Annotated in this window: 22 protein-coding genes; 14 read left to right on the plus strand and 8 right to left on the minus strand. The window is 69.2% G+C overall.

The window, feature by feature from the left end; all coding sequences use genetic code 11:
- Nucleotides 1-96 precede the first annotated feature (96 nt).
- The 9 genes from ACIPY8_RS04315 to ACIPY8_RS04355 all read left to right on the plus strand — a co-directional run bounded on the left by ACIPY8_RS04315 (nt 97) and on the right by ACIPY8_RS04355 (nt 5,018).
- Nucleotides 97-1,023: a TetR/AcrR family transcriptional regulator gene (locus tag ACIPY8_RS04315; protein ID WP_400815335.1), complete on the plus strand. Its 927-nt coding sequence runs from the start codon at nt 97-99 to the stop codon at nt 1,021-1,023.
- 78 nt (nt 1,024-1,101) lie between these two features.
- Nucleotides 1,102-1,293 carry a helix-turn-helix domain-containing protein gene (locus tag ACIPY8_RS04320; protein ID WP_144876863.1) on the plus strand — a complete coding sequence of 64 codons (192 nt, stop codon included), beginning with the start codon at nt 1,102-1,104 and terminating at the stop codon, nt 1,291-1,293.
- A gap of 138 nt (nt 1,294-1,431) precedes the next feature.
- Nucleotides 1,432-1,530 (plus strand): 30S ribosomal protein bS22, encoded by a 99-nt coding sequence (locus tag ACIPY8_RS04325; protein ID WP_003792170.1) that lies wholly within the window; start codon nt 1,432-1,434, stop codon nt 1,528-1,530.
- Between the two features lie 82 nt (nt 1,531-1,612).
- On the plus strand, nt 1,613-1,915 hold the full coding sequence (locus ACIPY8_RS04330) for a rhodanese-like domain-containing protein (RefSeq protein ID WP_400815337.1): 303 nt from the start codon (nt 1,613-1,615) through the stop codon (nt 1,913-1,915).
- Nucleotides 1,912-2,178: a glutaredoxin family protein gene (locus ACIPY8_RS04335; protein ID WP_400815339.1), complete on the plus strand. Its 267-nt coding sequence runs from the start codon at nt 1,912-1,914 to the stop codon at nt 2,176-2,178. The genes ACIPY8_RS04330 and ACIPY8_RS04335 overlap by 4 nt, the downstream gene beginning before the upstream one ends.
- Nucleotides 2,175-2,477, plus strand: a complete 303-nt coding sequence (locus ACIPY8_RS04340) for a Dabb family protein (protein ID WP_400815341.1) — start codon at nt 2,175-2,177, stop codon at nt 2,475-2,477. The genes ACIPY8_RS04335 and ACIPY8_RS04340 overlap by 4 nt, the downstream gene beginning before the upstream one ends.
- Before the next feature lie 139 nt (nt 2,478-2,616).
- Nucleotides 2,617-3,432, plus strand: a complete 816-nt coding sequence (locus tag ACIPY8_RS04345) for a basic amino acid ABC transporter substrate-binding protein (protein WP_400815343.1) — start codon at nt 2,617-2,619, stop codon at nt 3,430-3,432.
- Between the two features lie 36 nt (nt 3,433-3,468).
- Nucleotides 3,469-4,266, plus strand: a complete 798-nt coding sequence (locus tag ACIPY8_RS04350) for an amino acid ABC transporter permease (RefSeq protein WP_400815345.1) — start codon at nt 3,469-3,471, stop codon at nt 4,264-4,266.
- Nucleotides 4,263-5,018 (plus strand): amino acid ABC transporter ATP-binding protein, encoded by a 756-nt coding sequence (locus ACIPY8_RS04355; RefSeq protein WP_400815347.1) that lies wholly within the window; start codon nt 4,263-4,265, stop codon nt 5,016-5,018. The genes ACIPY8_RS04350 and ACIPY8_RS04355 overlap by 4 nt, the downstream gene beginning before the upstream one ends.
- Nucleotides 5,019-5,156: 138 nt before the next feature.
- Here the strand turns inward: ACIPY8_RS04355 and ACIPY8_RS04360 are convergent, their stop codons facing one another.
- The 6 genes from ACIPY8_RS04360 to ACIPY8_RS04385 all read right to left on the minus strand — a co-directional run bounded on the left by ACIPY8_RS04360 (nt 5,157) and on the right by ACIPY8_RS04385 (nt 10,117).
- A complete protein-coding gene (locus ACIPY8_RS04360) occupies nt 5,157-5,336 on the minus strand; it encodes a YegP family protein (RefSeq protein ID WP_050721747.1) in 180 nt (59 codons plus the stop codon).
- Between the two features lie 88 nt (nt 5,337-5,424).
- Complete coding sequence (locus ACIPY8_RS04365) at nt 5,425-6,504, minus strand: ABC transporter ATP-binding protein (protein ID WP_400815350.1); 1,080 nt, start codon at nt 6,502-6,504, stop codon at nt 5,425-5,427.
- The gene (locus ACIPY8_RS04370; protein WP_400815353.1) at nt 6,501-7,295 is read right to left on the minus strand and encodes an ABC transporter permease; all 795 of its coding nucleotides are present in this window, start codon (nt 7,293-7,295) and stop codon (nt 6,501-6,503) included. The genes ACIPY8_RS04365 and ACIPY8_RS04370 overlap by 4 nt, the downstream gene beginning before the upstream one ends.
- Complete coding sequence (locus ACIPY8_RS04375) at nt 7,292-8,242, minus strand: ABC transporter permease (RefSeq protein WP_400815355.1); 951 nt, start codon at nt 8,240-8,242, stop codon at nt 7,292-7,294. Before ACIPY8_RS04375 ends, ACIPY8_RS04370 begins: the two co-directional genes overlap by 4 nt.
- The gene (locus ACIPY8_RS04380; RefSeq protein WP_400815358.1) at nt 8,239-9,384 is read right to left on the minus strand and encodes an ABC transporter substrate-binding protein; all 1,146 of its coding nucleotides are present in this window, start codon (nt 9,382-9,384) and stop codon (nt 8,239-8,241) included. Before ACIPY8_RS04380 ends, ACIPY8_RS04375 begins: the two co-directional genes overlap by 4 nt.
- Before the next feature lie 211 nt (nt 9,385-9,595).
- A complete protein-coding gene (locus ACIPY8_RS04385) occupies nt 9,596-10,117 on the minus strand; it encodes a GNAT family N-acetyltransferase (RefSeq protein ID WP_400815360.1) in 522 nt (173 codons plus the stop codon).
- 61 nt (nt 10,118-10,178) lie between these two features.
- Between ACIPY8_RS04385 and ACIPY8_RS04390 the strand changes: the two genes are divergently transcribed.
- Entirely contained in the window at nt 10,179-11,006 is an 828-nt protein-coding gene (locus tag ACIPY8_RS04390) for a sulfite exporter TauE/SafE family protein (protein ID WP_400815362.1), read from the plus strand.
- Nucleotides 11,007-11,079: 73 nt separating this feature from the next.
- On the opposite strand, the gene aspS is transcribed toward ACIPY8_RS04390, so the two are convergent.
- Entirely contained in the window at nt 11,080-12,861 is a 1,782-nt protein-coding gene (gene aspS, locus ACIPY8_RS04395; RefSeq protein ID WP_400815365.1) for an aspartate--tRNA ligase, read from the minus strand.
- A gap of 118 nt (nt 12,862-12,979) precedes the next feature.
- On the opposite strand from aspS, the gene ACIPY8_RS04400 reads away from it, so the two are divergent.
- On the plus strand, nt 12,980-13,354 hold the full coding sequence (locus tag ACIPY8_RS04400; RefSeq protein WP_400815367.1) for a DUF5684 domain-containing protein: 375 nt from the start codon (nt 12,980-12,982) through the stop codon (nt 13,352-13,354).
- Between the two features lies 1 nt (nt 13,355).
- Nucleotides 13,356-13,985, plus strand: coding sequence for a histidine phosphatase family protein (locus tag ACIPY8_RS04405; RefSeq protein WP_400815369.1), 630 nt, complete (start codon nt 13,356-13,358; stop codon nt 13,983-13,985).
- 55 nt (nt 13,986-14,040) lie between these two features.
- On the opposite strand, the gene ACIPY8_RS04410 is transcribed toward ACIPY8_RS04405, so the two are convergent.
- Nucleotides 14,041-14,946: an NAD(P)/FAD-dependent oxidoreductase gene (locus tag ACIPY8_RS04410; protein ID WP_400815371.1), complete on the minus strand. Its 906-nt coding sequence runs from the start codon at nt 14,944-14,946 to the stop codon at nt 14,041-14,043.
- A gap of 53 nt (nt 14,947-14,999) precedes the next feature.
- Here ACIPY8_RS04410 and ACIPY8_RS04415 point away from each other — a divergent pair, with 53 nt between their 5' ends.
- Together ACIPY8_RS04415 and ACIPY8_RS04420 are read left to right on the plus strand one after the other, a co-directional pair.
- Entirely contained in the window at nt 15,000-15,404 is a 405-nt protein-coding gene (locus ACIPY8_RS04415; protein WP_400815373.1) for a MerR family transcriptional regulator, read from the plus strand.
- 61 nt (nt 15,405-15,465) lie between these two features.
- Complete coding sequence (locus ACIPY8_RS04420; RefSeq protein WP_400815376.1) at nt 15,466-16,116, plus strand: TlpA family protein disulfide reductase; 651 nt, start codon at nt 15,466-15,468, stop codon at nt 16,114-16,116.

The following is a 16,116-nucleotide window of genomic DNA, read 5'->3' on the forward strand; positions in this document are numbered from 1 at the left end:
TGCCGATGTGTGTGCGACGTAAACTGTGTATGTCCAACGCAATTGTGTATGACCATAACACACTGTTTATCTAATACGCAGAAGTAGAATGAGGAGATGATCGAGAACGAGCCTCCGGAGCTGCCCCGCGGCATCGCGCTCGCCTGGGGGGTGGCGGCGAACCCGCAGCGCGGACCCAAGCGCGAGATGAGCGTCGAGCGGATCGTCGAGGCGGCGGTCGATCTCGCCGACGCCGAGGGGATCGGCGCGGTCTCCATGGCGGCGGTCGCCTCCGCTCTGGGATTCACCCCCATGTCGCTGTACCGCTACGTGAGTGCGAAGGACGATCTGCTGCTCCTCATGCAGGAGCACGCCACGGGTGTCCCGCCCGAGTCGACGCGCGTGCTCGAGGGGTGGCGGGCGAAGCTCCTCGCGCTGTACACCGAACAGGTGCTGCTGTATCAACGGCATCCGTGGATGCTGTCGCTGCCGATCACCGGCTCCCCGATCACCCCGAACAGCTCGGCCTGGCTCGACGCCGCACTCGAGGCCCTCGACGGCACCCCGCTCACGGCGGAGGAGCGCGTCGCCGTCGCCCTCGCCGTCACGGGGTCGGCGCGCTGGTGCGGCATTGTCCAGGCCGGCTACACCGAGCAGTCGCGCGGCAGCGGTCTCTCGCCCGACCAGGTCGCCGTCCGGGAGGCCGAGCTGTACGACCGCGTGATCACCCCGGAGGAGTTCCCCGCGCTCCGCAGCGCGATCGACCACGGGGTCTTCACCTCGCCCGCCGATCCGTTCCGTTTCGCGATCGAGCGCGTGCTCGACGGGGTCACCTCGTACATGGCCGGGCTCGACCGCGGTGCCGTGCACGAGCAGACCACCGAGTGGATCGAGCTCGATCCGGCCGAGGTCGCGGGCGACCGGCGGCTCAGGGACGCGCAGAAGGCCGTCCGCGAAGCGGAGAAGGCGCTGCGCGACGCGCGCAAGGTCGAACGGCAGGCACTGCGCGATGCGGGGGAGCGCCTCGCCCGGACGCGTCGCTGAGATCACACGAGTCACACGGGTTTACACGCGTCCCAGCAAGCACATAGAGTGTGCACATCGTAGAAAGGGGTACGTGGGATGCCCGAGGTTCCTGATGTCCGGTTCCTGACGGTGGCCGAGGTCGCCGAGTTGATGCGCGTGTCCAAGATGACCGTGTATCGGATGGTGCACGCTGGGGAGCTGCCAGCCATCCGCTTCGGACGGAGTTTCCGCGTGCCGGAGTCCGCTGTGGCCGACGCGCTGCAGCGTCCGGTCTCCGACGTGGGGTGACGCCGTCTCCGGGCGGTCCGCGTCGAGGTGACAGGACGGGCCGTTCGGTTTGCTAGACTGATCCGAGGCATTTTTCCGTGCCCGTACCCGGGTGTCCGTCACCGTGCGACGCCCAGCCCCTGACTTAGTGAGGTTTCCGTGGGTTCTGTCATCAAGAAGCGCCGCAAGCGCATGGCGAAGAAGAAGCACCGCAAGCTGCTTCGTAAGACTCGCCACCAGCGCCGCAACAAGAAGTAAGCGGCCCGACACTGAGCGCCTGTCTCCGGACGGGCGCTTCGTGTCTCTGCCCCCGGTCTTCCCCGTCGTCGAGGAGCATTCCATGAAGTCGATCACCGTCACCGAGCTCGCCGAGCGCGCGAACACGCCGCTCATCGATGTGCGCGAGGCGCACGAGTTCGCGGCCGGGCACGTCCCCGGCGCCGTGAACATCCCGATGTCCGAGATCGGCAACCGCCTGGAGGAGCTCCCGGCCGAGTCGTTCGACGTGATCTGCCAGGCCGGAGGCCGCTCGGCGCGCGTCGTCGAGGCGCTCGAGGCCCGCGGCTACGACGCCACGAACGTCGAGGGCGGCACGGGCGAGTGGATCGCGCAGGGGCGCGAGGTCGAGGTGCCGTCGGCGTGACCACCCTCACGCTGATCGGCAAGCCCGACTGCCACCTCTGCGACGTCGCGTCGGAGATCGTCGACGCCGTCGTCGCCGAACTGCCGGACGCCGCGGCCGAGCGCATCGAGATCGTCGAGGCGTCCATCCAGGACGACCCCGCGCTGTACGAACGGTGGTGGGAGAAGATCCCCGTGGTGCTGATCGACGGCGAGCTGCACGCGCACTGGCGCGTCTCGCCCGATCGGCTGCGTCAGGCCCTCGAGGAGGCTGTGTCCGAGTGAGCATCCGTCATGTCGTGTCGTGGAAGATCGCCGCGGAAGACCCCGTGGTCCGGGCCGAGCAGGCTGCCGAGGTCGCGCGCCGGCTGAACGCCCTCGACGGCGTGGTGCCGCAGATCCGGTCGATCTGGGCGGGCGCGAACGACGCCTATCCCGACAGCAACTGGGATGTGACGCTCGTCGCCGACTTCGCCTCGATCGAGGAGCTCGAGCAGTATCAGGTGCACCCCGCGCACGAGGAGGTCGTCGCGTACGTCCGCTCCGTGGTGTCGGGCCGCGTCGCGGTCGACGTCGAGATCTGAGCGCGGCGACCTGTCACGGTTCGCAACACAAACGTAACCGCCGGAGACCCCTCATCGTTCCGATCAGCCGGGTGGCGCGTGTTTAGATGTTCTCCTACCCGTCCGTGGGCGCCAGGCCCTCGTCCCCTCAGGAGCTGACATGCAGCGTCGCAACATCATCGCCGGGATCGCCCTCGCGGCGACCGCCACCCTCGCCCTCGCAGGCTGTGCGGGCAGCACCGGTGGATCCGGCGGCGGCGACGGCGCGGCGGAAGACCCCTACGGCCTGGTCGAGCCGGGGACGCTGACGGTCTGCTCCGACATCCCCTACCCGCCGTTCGAGTTCGAGGGCGGTGACAACGGCACCGGGTACACGGGCTTCGACATCGACATGCTCGACGCGATCGCCAAGAAGCTCGACCTCAAGCTCTCGGTGCAGGACGTCGGCTTCGACGCGCTGCAGTCCGGCACGACGCTCGCCGCCGGCACGTGCGACATCGGCGCCTCGGCCATGACGATCACCGACGAGCGCAAGGCGAACATCGACTTCTCGGACCCCTACTACGACTCGCTGCAGTCGCTGCTCGTCCGCACCGACTCCGGCATCGAGTCGATCGACGACCTCAGCGGCAAGAACGTCGGCGTGCAGCAGGGAACCACGGGCGAGGCCTACGCGAATGCCAACGCGACCGGCGCCGAGATCGTGCAGTACCCCTCGGACGGCGAGCTGTGGCCCGCGATGCAGGCCGGTCAGATCGACGCGATCCTTCAGGACCAGCCGGTGAACCTCGAGCACGAGAAGGCCGACAGCGCGTACAAGATCGTCGAGGAGTACAACACCGACGAGTCCTACGGCTTCGCCTTCGCGAAGGGTGAGAAGACCGAGCTGCTCAAGGCGGTCAACGGTGCGCTCACCGAGCTGCGCGACAGCGGCGACTACCAGAAGATCTACGACACCTACTTCACCGCGAACTGATCCGGGAGCAGGCAAGGGATCGGGAGGACCTTGACAATGGCGTTGAGGCGCACCACCAAGAGCAGGATCTATCGGTACACCGTCTACGTCGTGCTGATCGCGATCGCTGTCTGGGCCGCGATCAGCACGGACTGGACGAGGATCGGCCAACTCTTCTTCAACCCCGAGGTCGCGGTGAAGATGCTTCCGGGCATCCTCACCACGGCACTCGTCAACACGCTGTGGTTCACGGCCGTGGCGTTCCTCGGGGGACTGCTCCTCGGCGTGCTCCTCGCGCTGATGAAGCTGTCGGAGATCGGTCCGTTCCGATGGATCGCGACCGCGTGGATCGAGCTGTTCCGCGGGCTGCCCGCGATCCTCACGATCTTCGCGATCGCGTTCATCCTGCCGATCGCGCTCGGGGTTCCGGGCACCCGCCTCGGCGGGCCGGTCGTCCTGGGACTCATCGGTCTGATCCTCGTCGCCTCGGCGTACATGGCGGAGACCATCCGCGCCGGCATCCAGGCGGTTCCGAAGGGGCAGACCGAGGCCGCGCGCTCGCTCGGCATGTCGCCCATGAAGACGACGTTCTGGATCGTGGTGCCGCAGGGCTTCCGCATCATCATCCCGCCGCTCACCAACGAGTTCGTGCTGCTGCTGAAGGACACCTCGCTGCTCTTCGTCGCCGGCACGTTCATCTGGTCGAAGGAGCTCACGAACTTCGCGCGTGACGCGGCGACGCAGAACGCGAACGGCACGCCGCTCATCATGGCGGCGATCCTCTACCTGATCGTGACGATCCCGCTCACGCGTTTCAGCGCGTGGCTGGAGCGTCGGATGGGACGTGCACGATGACCACCGACCTGATCGACGTCCACGCGCCCGTGATCGACGTGCAGCGGCTCGTCAAGTCCTTCGGCGACAACGAGGTGCTCAAGGGCATCGACCTCACGGTCACCGCCGGCGAGGTCGTCTGCGTGATCGGCCCCTCCGGATCCGGCAAGTCGACGCTGCTGCGCTCGGTGAACCTGCTCGAGGAGCCCACCGACGGCAAGGTGCTGATCGAGGGGATCGATATCACCGACCCCGACGTCGACATCGACCGCGTGCGCACCCGCATCGGGATGGTGTTCCAGAGCTTCAACCTCTTCCCGCACCTCAGCGTGCTCGACAACCTCACGATCGCGCAGCGACGCGTGAAGAAGCGCAACAAGGCGGAGTCCGAGCGCATCGCGCACGAGATGCTCGGCCGCGTCGGACTCGCCGAGAAGGCGGACGCGTTCCCGGGGCACCTCTCGGGCGGCCAGCAGCAGCGCGTGGCCATCGCGCGGGCGCTCTGCATGAACCCCGACATGATGCTGTTCGACGAGCCGACCTCGGCGCTCGACCCCGAACTCGTGGGCGAGGTGCTGCAGGTCATGCGCTCGCTCGCGGACGAGGGCATGACGATGCTCGTCGTGACGCACGAGATGGGTTTCGCACGCGAGGTCGGCTCGCGCCTGATCTTCATGGACGGCGGCCACATCGTCGAGGAGGGCGACCCGCGGGAGGTGCTCGCGAACCCGCAGCACCAGCGCACGAAGGACTTCCTCTCGCGCGTGCTCTGAACTCGGGGACCCTCGATCTCGTCGTCGAGGCCCACCACGAACCTCGAAACCCACCAGTGCTGACGTCAGCACTGGTGGGTTTCGGCGTTGCCGGTGGGCCTCGGTGTCGATTCGGGGCGATGCCGGACCGGCGTCGGGTCAGTCGACCTCGACGACCTCCGCGTCGGCGGCGTTGCGGCGCACCGAGTCGATGCCGTTCAGGGCGCCGGACTTGGAGGTGTAGCTCTCGCTCGTCGCGATGACCTCGCCGTTGCCGGCCTTGAGGCGGAACCGGTACCCGCCGGAGCGGTCGGTGTACAGCTCGAACTTGCCTGCCATGAGGCGTCCTTTCTCTCTCGGTTCGAGGGAGCGGCGCCCCTCGGGGATCACGGTATCCCGGAGTACTGGCTCAGGGATAGAGCGGACCTCAGCCGCGCGGATGCACCGCGACGGGCTCCGGCGCGACCGCGATGCGCACACGGTCGCCGAACGCAGGGTGGATGCCGGGGGAGTGCTGCAGACGCACGAGCTCGCCCGACTCGGTGCGCACGAGCGTGCGTCGCATGCTGCCGAGGAACGTGCTCTCCTGCACGAGCGCGTCGGTCGCGGCATCCGCCTCGGACGCGAAGTGCACGTTCTCCGGACGCAGGTACACGTCGACGGGACCGTCGGCCGGGGACTGCAGCGGCAGACGCTGGCCCCACACCACCACGTGGTCCCCGTCGGCGACGCCGGAGACGACGCTCGACAGACCGACGAAAGCCGCGACACCGGCCGTCGACGGCGTGGTGTAGAGCTCCTCCGGAGTGCCGATCTGCTCGATGCGGCCGGAGTTCATGACCGCGATCCGGTCGGACACCGCGAGGGCCTCCTCCTGGTCGTGCGTCACGAACACCGTGGTGATGCCGAGGCGCAGCTGGATGCGGCGGATCTCGTCGCGCAGCTGCACGCGGACCTTGGCGTCGAGGGCGGAGAGCGGCTCGTCGAGCAGCAGCACCTTGGGCTCGGTCACGAGAGCGCGGGCGAGAGCCACACGCTGCTGCTGACCGCCCGAGAGCTGGTGCGGGAAGCGGTCGGCGAAGTCGCCGAGTCCGACGAGCGCCAGGGCGTCGAGGGCGCGCTTGGTGGACTCCGCCTTGCCGACGCCTCGGCGCCGCAGACCGAACGCCGTGTTGTCGACCACGCGCAGATGCGGGAACAGGGAGTACGACTGGAACACCATGCCGATGTCGCGCTTGTTGGTGGGGACGCGGGACACGTCGCCGCCGTCGAGGAGCACGGCTCCGCTGTCGAGGCCTTCGAGCCCCGCGAGCACCCGGAGCAGAGTCGTCTTCCCGCAGCCCGAGGGGCCGAGCAGCGAGACGAACTCGCCCGGGGCGATGTCGAGGTCGACACCGTGGAGCACCGTGTTGCTGCCATAGCTCTTGACGATGCTCTGCAGCTGGACGCGGGTCCCCTCGCCGGCCTCGGCGAGCAGGATGTTGTCGGCGGTCTGGGGGAGGGTCATGAGCGGGCCTTTCCGGTGCCGCGCGCGACGCGGCCGATGAGGAGGAGCAGGACGAAGACGAACACGAGGGCCAGCAGCGTGAAGATCGCCGGCGCGTACGGGTCCTGCTTCTGCACGACGACCATGGCCGTCTGGAACACCTGGCGGTTCAGGAGCGAGGCGATCGTGAACTCGCCGAGCACGACGGCGATCGAGATGAGCGACGCCGCCAGCAGGCCCTGACGCAGGTTCGGGGCCAGCACCTTGAGCACCACGGTCGGCCAGCTCGAACCCAGCGAGCGCGCGGCCTCCGCGAGGGTGCGCAGGTCGGCGGCGTCGATCGACGCCTGGATCGACCGGTAGGCGAACGGCAGCACCGTGATGCCGTAGGCGAAGGCGAGGGTCCACGTGCCGGTGCCGAGCGAGCGCCCGATCTGCAGGTAGATCGGCGCGAGCCCGACCACGAGCACGATCGCGGGGATCGAGATCGGCAGCAGCACCGCGAACTCGAACGCCGGCTTGAGCTTGCCGAAGCGGAGGTTCACCAGGATCATGGTCGGCGCGAGGAGCAGCAGCACGATCGCCACGGTCACGACCGCGAGCACGAGCGAGTTGCCGAGACCCATCCAGATCGGTCGGATCGCCGCGGACTTCTCCGGGTCGAACAGGGACGCCCAGCGCTCGAAGCCGAGCGTGCCGTCGGTCTGACGCAGCGTGTAGAGGAACGTCGAGATCAGCGGGATCGCGACGAACGCCCCGACGACGACGCCGATGACCCAGCGGGTGACCGCGGAGGGGGCGAGACGGTTCACGACTGCCACCTCGCTGCCCGGCGCTGGATGAGGGAGTAGAGGGCCATGACGACTCCGACGATGACGATCATGCCGAGTGCGAGCGCACCGGCGAGGTTCTCGCGGCCGAGCACGGTCTCACTCGTGAGCGAGGTGCGAATCTGCAGCGGGACGATCTGCGATCCCTGGCTCGCGAGCGCGGCAGCGGTCGCATACGACGAGAACGCGTTCGCGAACAGCAGCAGCAGACTCGCGAGGAACGACGGCGCGAGCACGGGGATGCCGATGCGCAGCCAGAAGCTCGAGCGCGTGCCGCCGAGGGTGAGGTTGGCCTCGGCCCACTGCGGCTTGAGCGCGGCGAGCGCGGGCATGAAGGTGATCACCATGAGCGGGATCTGGAAGTAGATGTACGGCAGGATCAGACCGGGCAGCTCATAGAGCCACGTGCCGTTCTCGTAGATGTTGATCCCGAAGGTGTCCTGCAGGAAGAGCTTCAGAACGCCCTGGATGCCGATCGTGGCGATGAACGCGAAGGCGAGCATGACGCCGCCGAACTGCGCGAGCACGCCGGCCGCGGCGTCCACGGTCGAGCGCACGGCGCCCTCGGGGTTCATGCCGAGCAGCGCGTAGCAGACGAGGGCGCCGACGACGGCACCCACCACGGCGGTGAGGAGGGAGAGCCACGCGGAGTTGGCGAAGGTCGTGAGGACGACGGGGTCGGCGAGCGCCGACACGTTCGTCCAGGTGAAGTCGCCGTCCTTGGTGAAGAACCCGGATCCGATCGCGAGGACGGTCGGGACGGCGAGGAACAGCAGCACGTACGCGGCGAAGGGGACGAGTCCCAGCCAGGCGGCGGACGGCGCCGAGCGCGAGGCCCGAGACGGTGTCACGGGCCCCGCGCTGTGCGGAGCGGAGGGGACGGGGGCGGATGCCGAAGCATCCGCCCCCGCTGCGGTGGCAGTGGTCACTGGACCGCCGCTGCCCACTTCTCGCCGAGCAGGGTGCCGGCGTTCGTCGACTGCTCCTCGGTCGGGACGACCGTCTCGGCCGGGACCTCGGGCAGAGCCGCGGCGAGGTCGGCGTCGATCGTGCCGGCCTCGGTCATGGCGTCCATGCGGGCCGGACGGGCGCCGCCGGCCAGCCAGAGGTTCTGGACCTCGTCGCTGTAGAGGAACTCCTGCCACAGGCGGGCGGCGGCCGGGTGCGGTGCGTCGACGTTCACGGCCTGGTTGTAGTAGCCGGCGTAACCGGTGCCGTCGAACACGACGACCTTCCAGTCCTTGTTGTCGGCGACGTGCGTGGCGTTGAGGTAGTCCCAGTCGAAGACGACGGGCGTCTCGCCGCTCGCGATCGTCGCGGTGGTGACGTCGACCTTGAGGAGGTTGCCCGCCTTCTGGAGCTCCGAGAAGAAGTCGATGCCGGGCTGGTAGTCGTCGAGCGTGCCGTCGGACTGGACGGTCGCGAGACCCACGGCGGCGAAGGCCGCACCGGCCTGCGTCGGGTCGCCGTTGATCGCGACCGCGCCCTTGTAGTCGGCGCCGAGGAGGTCCTGCAGCGATTCGGGGGCCGGGAACTTCGAGGAGTCGTAGCCGATCGACATGTACCCGCCGTAGTCGCCGACGAAGAGGCCGGTGGGCTCCTTGAGGGCGTCGGGGATGTCGTCCCACGTCTGCACCTGGTACGGGGCGAAGTGGTCGGTGTTCTGCAGCGCCACGGTCAGGCCGAGGTCGAACACGTCGGGGGCGGTGTCGAGACCCTTGTTGGTCTCGGCGGCCTGGATCTCCTCGGCGCTGGAGACGTCAGGCGACGCCTCGTTGACCGTGATCTCCGGGTACTTCTCCATGAAGAGATCGATGATCTCGCCGTAGTTGGCCCAGTCGCGCGGGAGGGCGATGACGTTGAGCTGGCCCTCGGCCTTGGCGGCGGCCTCGAGGTCGGCGAACGTGCCGAAGTCCTCGACGGAAGTGGCGGTGGCGGCGTCGACGGAACCGTCGCTCGAGCCGGAGCCCGAGGCGTCGGCCGCGCCGGAGCACGCGGTCAGGGCGAAGGCGGCCGTGGTGACCAGGGCGATGACGGCGCCGATGCGCGCGCGGCGGGTGATGCGAGACATGGGTGTCCTCTCGGTGTCCGGCGCTGTGTGCCGGTATTCGGGTTGCGAGAGGAAACTACGACTCCGAAGTTGCCGATCGTGCGGGGGTGGGTGAACGGACGGTGTCCGGATCGTGGCCGATCCGGTGCGACAGGGCGCGGCACCAGGACAACTGCGCACAGGGATGCAGGATTCGCGGCATCCGTCTGACCGGGCGCGCGGTCGTGAACGGTCAGCGACCCTCGCGCGGGACCCTGAGCTTGAACCCGACGTGCGATCCGGCGTAGCCGAGACGCTCGTAGAAGCGGTGCGCGTCGACGCGGGCGGCGTCCGAGGTGAGCTGCACCATCGCGGCGCCGAGCGCAGGGGCGGCGTCGTCGGCGACCCACGTCATGACCGCGGAACCGATACCCGAGGATCGCAGCGCGCTGCTGACCCGAACCGCTTCGACGAGCAGACGACGTGCGCCGCGCCGGGCCATGCCCGGGATCGAGGTGAGCTGCAGCGTGCCCACGACTGCGCCGTCGAGCTCCACGACGAGCAGATCGTTGGACGGCTCGGCGAGGATCTCGCCGAGGGCGGCCCGGTAGGCGGGAGCATCGGTCTCGGAGGCCCGGTCGCCGCGCGCGGCGCTGATCGGGTCGTCGGCGAGCAGCGCGATCACGGCGTCGGCATCCGCCTCCGTGGCTCGGCGCAGCTGTGCGGGGCCGACGCGGGAGTCGAACGAGTGCGGGAGGGGGAGGGCATCGAGCATGCGGCCAGTCTCGCACCGGTGGCCGGCCGATCCGAGTCACGGGGTCTGACATCCTGGAGGGATGGACATCGGCAGTGTGCTCGGGCTCGAGCAGCTCACCTGGGGCACGCTGATCCTCGTCGTCGTCGCGGCGTTCGCCGCCGGCTGGATCGACGCGGTCGTGGGCGGCGGGGGACTGCTGCAGCTCCCCGCGCTCCTGCTGATCCCCGGCATCTCGCCGATCCAGGCGCTCGCCACGAACAAGCTCGCGTCGGTCTTCGGCACGGCCACGAGCAGCGTGACGTACTACCGTCGGGCGAAACCCGACATCCGCACCGCGCTCCCCATGGCGGGGGTCGCCCTCGCCGGATCCTTCGGCGGGGCCGCGGTCGCCACCGTGCTCCCCGCCGCCGCGTTCAAGCCGATCATCGTCGTCGCGCTGCTCGCGGTCGCGCTGTTCACGGCCTTCCGGCCGCAGATGGGCGCCGCGACACGTCTGCGGTTCTCAGGCCACAAGCACTACATCACCGCTGGGGTCGCCGGACTCGTGATCGGCTTCTACGACGGCCTGATCGGCCCGGGGACGGGGACGTTCCTCGTGATCTCCCTCGTCGCGCTACTGGGCTACGACTTCCTGCAGGCGAGCGCCAAGGCCAAGATCGTCAATCTCGCGACGAACACGGGTGCGCTGCTGCTGTTCATCCCGCACGGGGCCGTGCTGTGGCTGCTCGGCGGCATCCTCGCGGTCGCGAACGTCGCGGGCAGCTACCTCGGGTCGCGCATGGCGATCTCGCGCGGGGCGACGTTCATCCGCGTGGTGTTCCTGCTCGTCGTCGTCGCGCTCATCGCGAAGCTCGGCGTCGACGTGTGGAACGAGAACATCGTGCCTGCGATGGCCGCGCTGCGCTGACGTCGGAGAAAAGCACTCGGGTCGCAGGAATCCGAGAATCCTCTGCGACCCGAGTGCGAATCCGCGACGCGCGTCAGGCCTCGTCGTCCTCGGGCTCGAAGTCGACGCCGGCCTCGGCGCGCTGCGCGGCCGTGATGGGCGCGGGCGCGGCGGTCAGCGGGTCGAAGCCGTTGCCGGACTTCGGGAATGCGATGACCTCGCGGATCGACTCCGTCTTCGACAGGTGCTGCAGCACGCGGTCCATGCCGAGTGCGATGCCGCCGTGCGGCGGGGCGCCGAACTTGAACGCCTCGAGGAGGAAGCCGAACTGCTCGTCGGCGACCTCGTCGCTGATGCCCATGACCTCGAAGACGCGCTTCTGGATGTCCTCGCGGTGGATGCGGATCGAGCCGCCGCCGAGCTCCGAGCCGTTGCATACGATGTCGTACGCGTAGGCGAGGGCGGAGCCGGGGTCGGTGTCGAACGTCGCCTCGAACTCGGGCTTCGGGCCGGTGAACGCGTGATGCACGGCCGTCCACGCGCCGGCGCCGACCGCGACGTCGCCCGAGGCCACGGCGTCCGCCGCCGGCTCGAACATCGGGGCGTCGACGACCCACGTGAACGCGAACTCATCGGGGTTCAGGTAGCCCAGGCGGCGGCCGATCTCGACGCGCGCGGCGCCCAGCAGAGCTCGGCTCTCCTTCGTGGAGCCCGCGGCGAAGAACACGCAGTCGCCGGCCTCGGCGCCCACGAGCTCGGCGAGGCCCGCCTGCTCGGCTTCGGACAGGTTCTTGGCGGCAGGGCCGCCCAGTGTGCCGTCCTCGTTGAACAGGACGTACGCGAGACCGCGAGCGCCGCGCTGCTTGGCCCAGTCCTGCCACGCGTCGAGCTGCTTGCGCGGCTGGCTCGCGCCGCCCGGCATCCGCACCGCGCCGACGTATTCGGCCTGGAAGACTCGGAACGGGGTCTCGGCGAAGTACTCGGTGGCCTCGACGAGCTCGAGGCCGAAGCGCAGGTCGGGCTTGTCGGAGCCGTACTTGGCCATCGCCTCGGCGTAGGTCATGCGCGGCAGCGGGGTCTGCACCTCGACGCCGATCGTCTTCCACATCGCGACGACGAGGCGCTCCATGAGCGCGATGACGTCCTCCTGGTCGACGAAGCTCATCTCGATGTCGAGCTGGGTGAACTCCGGCTGACGGTCGGCGCGGAAGTCCTCGTCGCGGTAGCAGCGCGCGATCTGGAAGTACTTCTCCACACCGCCGACCATGAGCAGCTGCTTGAACAGCTGGGGCGACTGCGGCAGGGCGTACCAGCTGCCCGGGTGCAGGCGTGCGGGCACGACGAAGTCGCGGGCGCCCTCGGGGGTCGACCGGGTGAGGGTCGGCGTCTCGACCTCGGTGAAGTCCTCGGTGTGCAGCACGTCGCGGATCGACTTGTACACGTCGGACCGCAGACGCAGGGCGGAGGCCGCCTGCGGACGGCGAAGGTCGAGGTAGCGGTACTTGAGGCGCGCCTCCTCGCCGATGGTCTCGGTCTCGGCCAGCGCGGTCGACACCTGGAACGGCAGGGGAGCGGACTCGTTGAGCACGACGACATCCGACGCGATGAGTTCGATCTCGCCCGTGGGCAGGTTCGGGTTCGCGTTGCCCTCCGGGCGGCGCGAGACCTCGCCCGTGACCTGGAGCACGAACTCGTTGCGCAGCGGGTGGGCCACCTCTTCGTCGCGGATCACGACCTGGGCGATGCCCGACGCATCCCGCAGATCGATGAACGCGACTCCTCCGTGATCACGACGGCGATCCACCCACCCCGTGAGGGTGACGGTCTGACCGATGTGCTCGGCTCGCAGGGAGCCGGCGGAGTGAGTGCGAAGCACGGAGGATTCCTCCTGATCTGGGAGATGGTGAACCCGCCCATTCTACGGGGGTGGGCGCCGCCTCCCCGGCGCGGGATCGCGCGCTCAGTATGATCGGCTCGACGGAAAGGGCGCTCCCATGGACTCCAACGGCATCTCCGACCTCTACGCCTCGATCTTCTCGGGCACCACCGGGCTCATCGCCCTCGTCTTCTACGTGATCGTCGTGATCGGCCTCTGGAAGGTGTTCACGAAGGCCGGGTACCCCGGAATCCTCGCGATCATCCCGATCGTGAACGTCGTGTTCCTCGTGAAGATCGCAGGGATGTCCGGCTGGTGGGCGCTGCTGTACCTCATTCCGGTGGTGGGGTGGATCCTCGGGATCGTCGTCGCGATCAAGCTGGGCGAGCGCTTCGGCAAGGGCGGGCTGTTCTCGTTCTTCCTGCTGTTCGTCTTCCCGTACATCGGCTACCTGATCCTCGGCTTCGGCGAGTCGCGCTACAGCAAGGTCTGACGTGCCTGCATCTCGACTGCACCTCGTGCGCCACGGCGAGGTGCACAATCCCGCGCGGGTGCTGTACGGGCGGCTTCCCGACTACCACCTGAGTCGTGCGGGCCGGAAGATGGCCTCCGCCGCGGCGGAGCACATCGCGGGGCTCGACCGCCCGGTCACGGCGCTGTACGCCTCGCCTCTCGAGCGCACGCAGGAGTCGGCCGAGCCGTTCACGGAGCGCTTCGGCATGGCGCCCGAGCTCGACGTGCGGCTGATCGAACCGGCCAACGTCTTCGAGGGCACGCAGATGCGGCGCTCCCTGCTCAACCCGCTGAACTGGTGGCATCTGCGTCAGCCGTCGGTGCCGAGCTGGGGTGAGCCGTACACATCGATCGCGGAGCGCATGCTCGGAATCATGGGCGAGGCCTGGGATGCCGCAGACGGGGGCGACATGGTGATGGTGTCGCACCAGGCGCCGATCTGGATCACGCACCTGCGGGTCGCCGGACTGCCGCTGCGGCACGACCCCCGGACACGACGCTGCGCGCTGTCGAGCGTCACCTCGTTCGAGCGCGTGGGCGACGTGTGGCGTGAGGTCGACTACGCCGAGCCGGCGTCGACCGGCGGCGCGGTCGACGTCGGCGCGGTCTGACGCTCGCGGGGTCACCGGTCGTTGAGCGAGGAGCGCAGCGACGAGACGAAACGCGTCAGTGCTCCGCGGCCATGAGGGCCTGGATGACGCCGACGGCCGCGAGCTGCCCGGCGGTCGCCGCCATCATCACGGCGGCCATCGGGCCGGGCAGAGACGCCCGGTGGGCGAGGTCGCCCGCAGCGTAGATCCCGGGCACGGACGTCCGTCCGAAGTCGTCGATCTCGATCGCGCCGGAGTCGAGCATCCCCAGACCGAGCTGTGGGATGAATGACGCGCGCTGACGCATGGTGCCCGATGCGACGAAGATCCCGGCGACCGCGTGCTCGGCATCCGCGGTGCGCACCACGACGCCGTCGCCCGCGCGTGCCACGGCGTCGACGACCGCGCGGCTCGCTCGCGCTCCTCGGGCCTCGAGCGAGGCGATCTCCTCCTCGGTGTACGGCTCGCCCACGGGAACGGCGCTGATCTCGCCGACGAAGCGCCCGAGCATCGCGATGAGGTGCTCGGCCCTGGCGGCGGCGCCGAGCACGGCGATCGGCTTGCCGGCGTGCTCGTGCCCGTCGCAGAAGGGGCAGGAGAACGCGCCGACGCCCCACAGCTCCGAGAGTCCGTCGACCGGGGGCAGGTCGTCGGCGACCCCGGTCGCGAGGATCACGGTGCGCGCGGAGGCCGAGGCGCCTCCCGGCAGCGACACCACGAAGTCGCCTTCGATACCGGCGACGGCCTGCGCGGCGACGTCGCGGATCTCGACATCGGCATAGGCGGCGAGCTCGGCGCGAGCCCGGGCGCGGAAATCCGCGGGCGGGGTGCCGTCGTTCGTGATGACGTTGTGCATGTGCTGCACGGTGCCGTTGCGGTACTGGCCGGAGTCGAGCAGCAGGGTCGTCCGGTGCATCCGGCCCAGCGTCAGGGCCGCCTGGAGTCCGGCGGGGCCGCCGCCGATCACGATCGCGTCGTACATGGGTTTCCTCTCGGGGAGTTGCGTTCCCGACCAGTGTGTGACTTCATGTTGACATGAAGTCAAACGCCGAGCATCCGTGGTCCGTCGGCGACGTCGCCGAACGCTTCGATCTGCCCACCAACGTGCTTCGTCATTGGGAGTCCGTCGGTCTGCTGACGCCGCCGCGCGACACCGGCGGTCGGCGTCGCTACGGCGAGGACGAGGTCGTGCGGATCGCCGTGATCCAGCGCAGCAAGGCCGCCGGGATGACGCTCGAGCAGATCGCGGTGCTGCTGGACGACAGCGCTCGGGGCCGTCATGTGGTGTTGCAGCAGCACCTCGACGACATCGACCGGCGCATGGAGGAGATGCGGCGCTCACGCGAGATGACCGAGCACGCGATGAACTGCCGGTCGCACGACATCGCGACGTGCCCGCGGTTCCGCGCCGGGGTCGACGACGTGCTCGCCCGGTTCTAGAGGAGTCGCGGCCCGCTCCCGTCCGGCCCATGCATAGGAACCCGCGCGTAAACTGGGAATCGTGCCACTCGCCTCGACGGACAGTCCGATCCGCAGCGGCCGCCCCTGCCGCATCCGGCGCTCTCGCCGTGCGGTCGGTGTCGCGCTCGCCGCGGTGCTCGCCATCGGCTTGAGCGCCTGCGCCCCCGACGCCGTCAGCGACTCGTTCTTGAGCGGCGACAACACCGGCTACGTGGCGGCCGACGGCGCGATCGTCGAGATCCCCGTGGCCGACCGCGGCGAGCCCGTGGTCTTCGGCGGCGTCACCGAGGACGGGGAGGACTTCGACAGCGCGGACATCGCCGGCAAGGTCGCGGTCGTGAACTTCTGGTACGCCGGCTGCGCGCCGTGCCGTCTCGAGGCCAAGGACCTCGAGACCGTCTGGCAGGAGCAGGGCGGAGACGACGTCGCGTTCGTCGGCATCAACACCCGCGACCAGCCCGACACGGCGAAGGCGTTCTCCGCCGAGTTCGGCGTCACGTACCCGAGCCTCATCGACGTCGACACCGCCGAGGCGAAGCTCGCGTTCGCGTCGGCCGTGCCGATCCAGGCGACGCCCACCACGCTCGTGCTCGACAAGCAGGGTCGCGTCGCGGCGCGCATCATCGGCCCGATCGACGGCACCTCCATCCTCTCGACGCTCGTCAAGGACGCGCTGGCGGAGGACTCGTGA

Origin of the sequence: Microbacterium sp. NPDC089696 (assembly GCF_044749125.1) — a bacterium.
In the GTDB taxonomy this organism is placed as follows: Bacteria; Actinomycetota; Actinomycetes; order Actinomycetales; family Microbacteriaceae; genus Microbacterium.

Excerpts from the sequence above, each read along its gene's own strand:
- ACIPY8_RS04315 (WP_400815335.1), top strand. The coding sequence starts at position 97 with ATGATCGAGAACGAGCCTCCGGAGCTGCCCCGCGGCATCGCGCTCGCC.
- ACIPY8_RS04320 (WP_144876863.1), top strand. The coding sequence starts at position 1,102 with ATGCCCGAGGTTCCTGATGTCCGGTTCCTGACGGTGGCCGAGGTCGCC.
- ACIPY8_RS04330 (WP_400815337.1), top strand. The coding sequence starts at position 1,613 with ATGAAGTCGATCACCGTCACCGAGCTCGCCGAGCGCGCGAACACGCCG.
- ACIPY8_RS04345 (WP_400815343.1), top strand. The coding sequence starts at position 2,617 with ATGCAGCGTCGCAACATCATCGCCGGGATCGCCCTCGCGGCGACCGCC.
- ACIPY8_RS04350 (WP_400815345.1), top strand. The coding sequence starts at position 3,469 with ATGGCGTTGAGGCGCACCACCAAGAGCAGGATCTATCGGTACACCGTC.
- ACIPY8_RS04355 (WP_400815347.1), top strand. The coding sequence starts at position 4,263 with ATGACCACCGACCTGATCGACGTCCACGCGCCCGTGATCGACGTGCAG.
- ACIPY8_RS04360 (WP_050721747.1), bottom strand. The coding sequence starts at position 5,336 with ATGGCAGGCAAGTTCGAGCTGTACACCGACCGCTCCGGCGGGTACCGG.
- ACIPY8_RS04365 (WP_400815350.1), bottom strand. The coding sequence starts at position 6,504 with ATGACCCTCCCCCAGACCGCCGACAACATCCTGCTCGCCGAGGCCGGC.
- ACIPY8_RS04380 (WP_400815358.1), bottom strand. The coding sequence starts at position 9,384 with ATGTCTCGCATCACCCGCCGCGCGCGCATCGGCGCCGTCATCGCCCTG.
- ACIPY8_RS04385 (WP_400815360.1), bottom strand. The coding sequence starts at position 10,117 with ATGCTCGATGCCCTCCCCCTCCCGCACTCGTTCGACTCCCGCGTCGGC.
- ACIPY8_RS04390 (WP_400815362.1), top strand. The coding sequence starts at position 10,179 with ATGGACATCGGCAGTGTGCTCGGGCTCGAGCAGCTCACCTGGGGCACG.
- ACIPY8_RS04400 (WP_400815367.1), top strand. The coding sequence starts at position 12,980 with ATGGACTCCAACGGCATCTCCGACCTCTACGCCTCGATCTTCTCGGGC.
- ACIPY8_RS04410 (WP_400815371.1), bottom strand. The coding sequence starts at position 14,946 with ATGTACGACGCGATCGTGATCGGCGGCGGCCCCGCCGGACTCCAGGCG.
- ACIPY8_RS04415 (WP_400815373.1), top strand. The coding sequence starts at position 15,000 with ATGAAGTCAAACGCCGAGCATCCGTGGTCCGTCGGCGACGTCGCCGAA.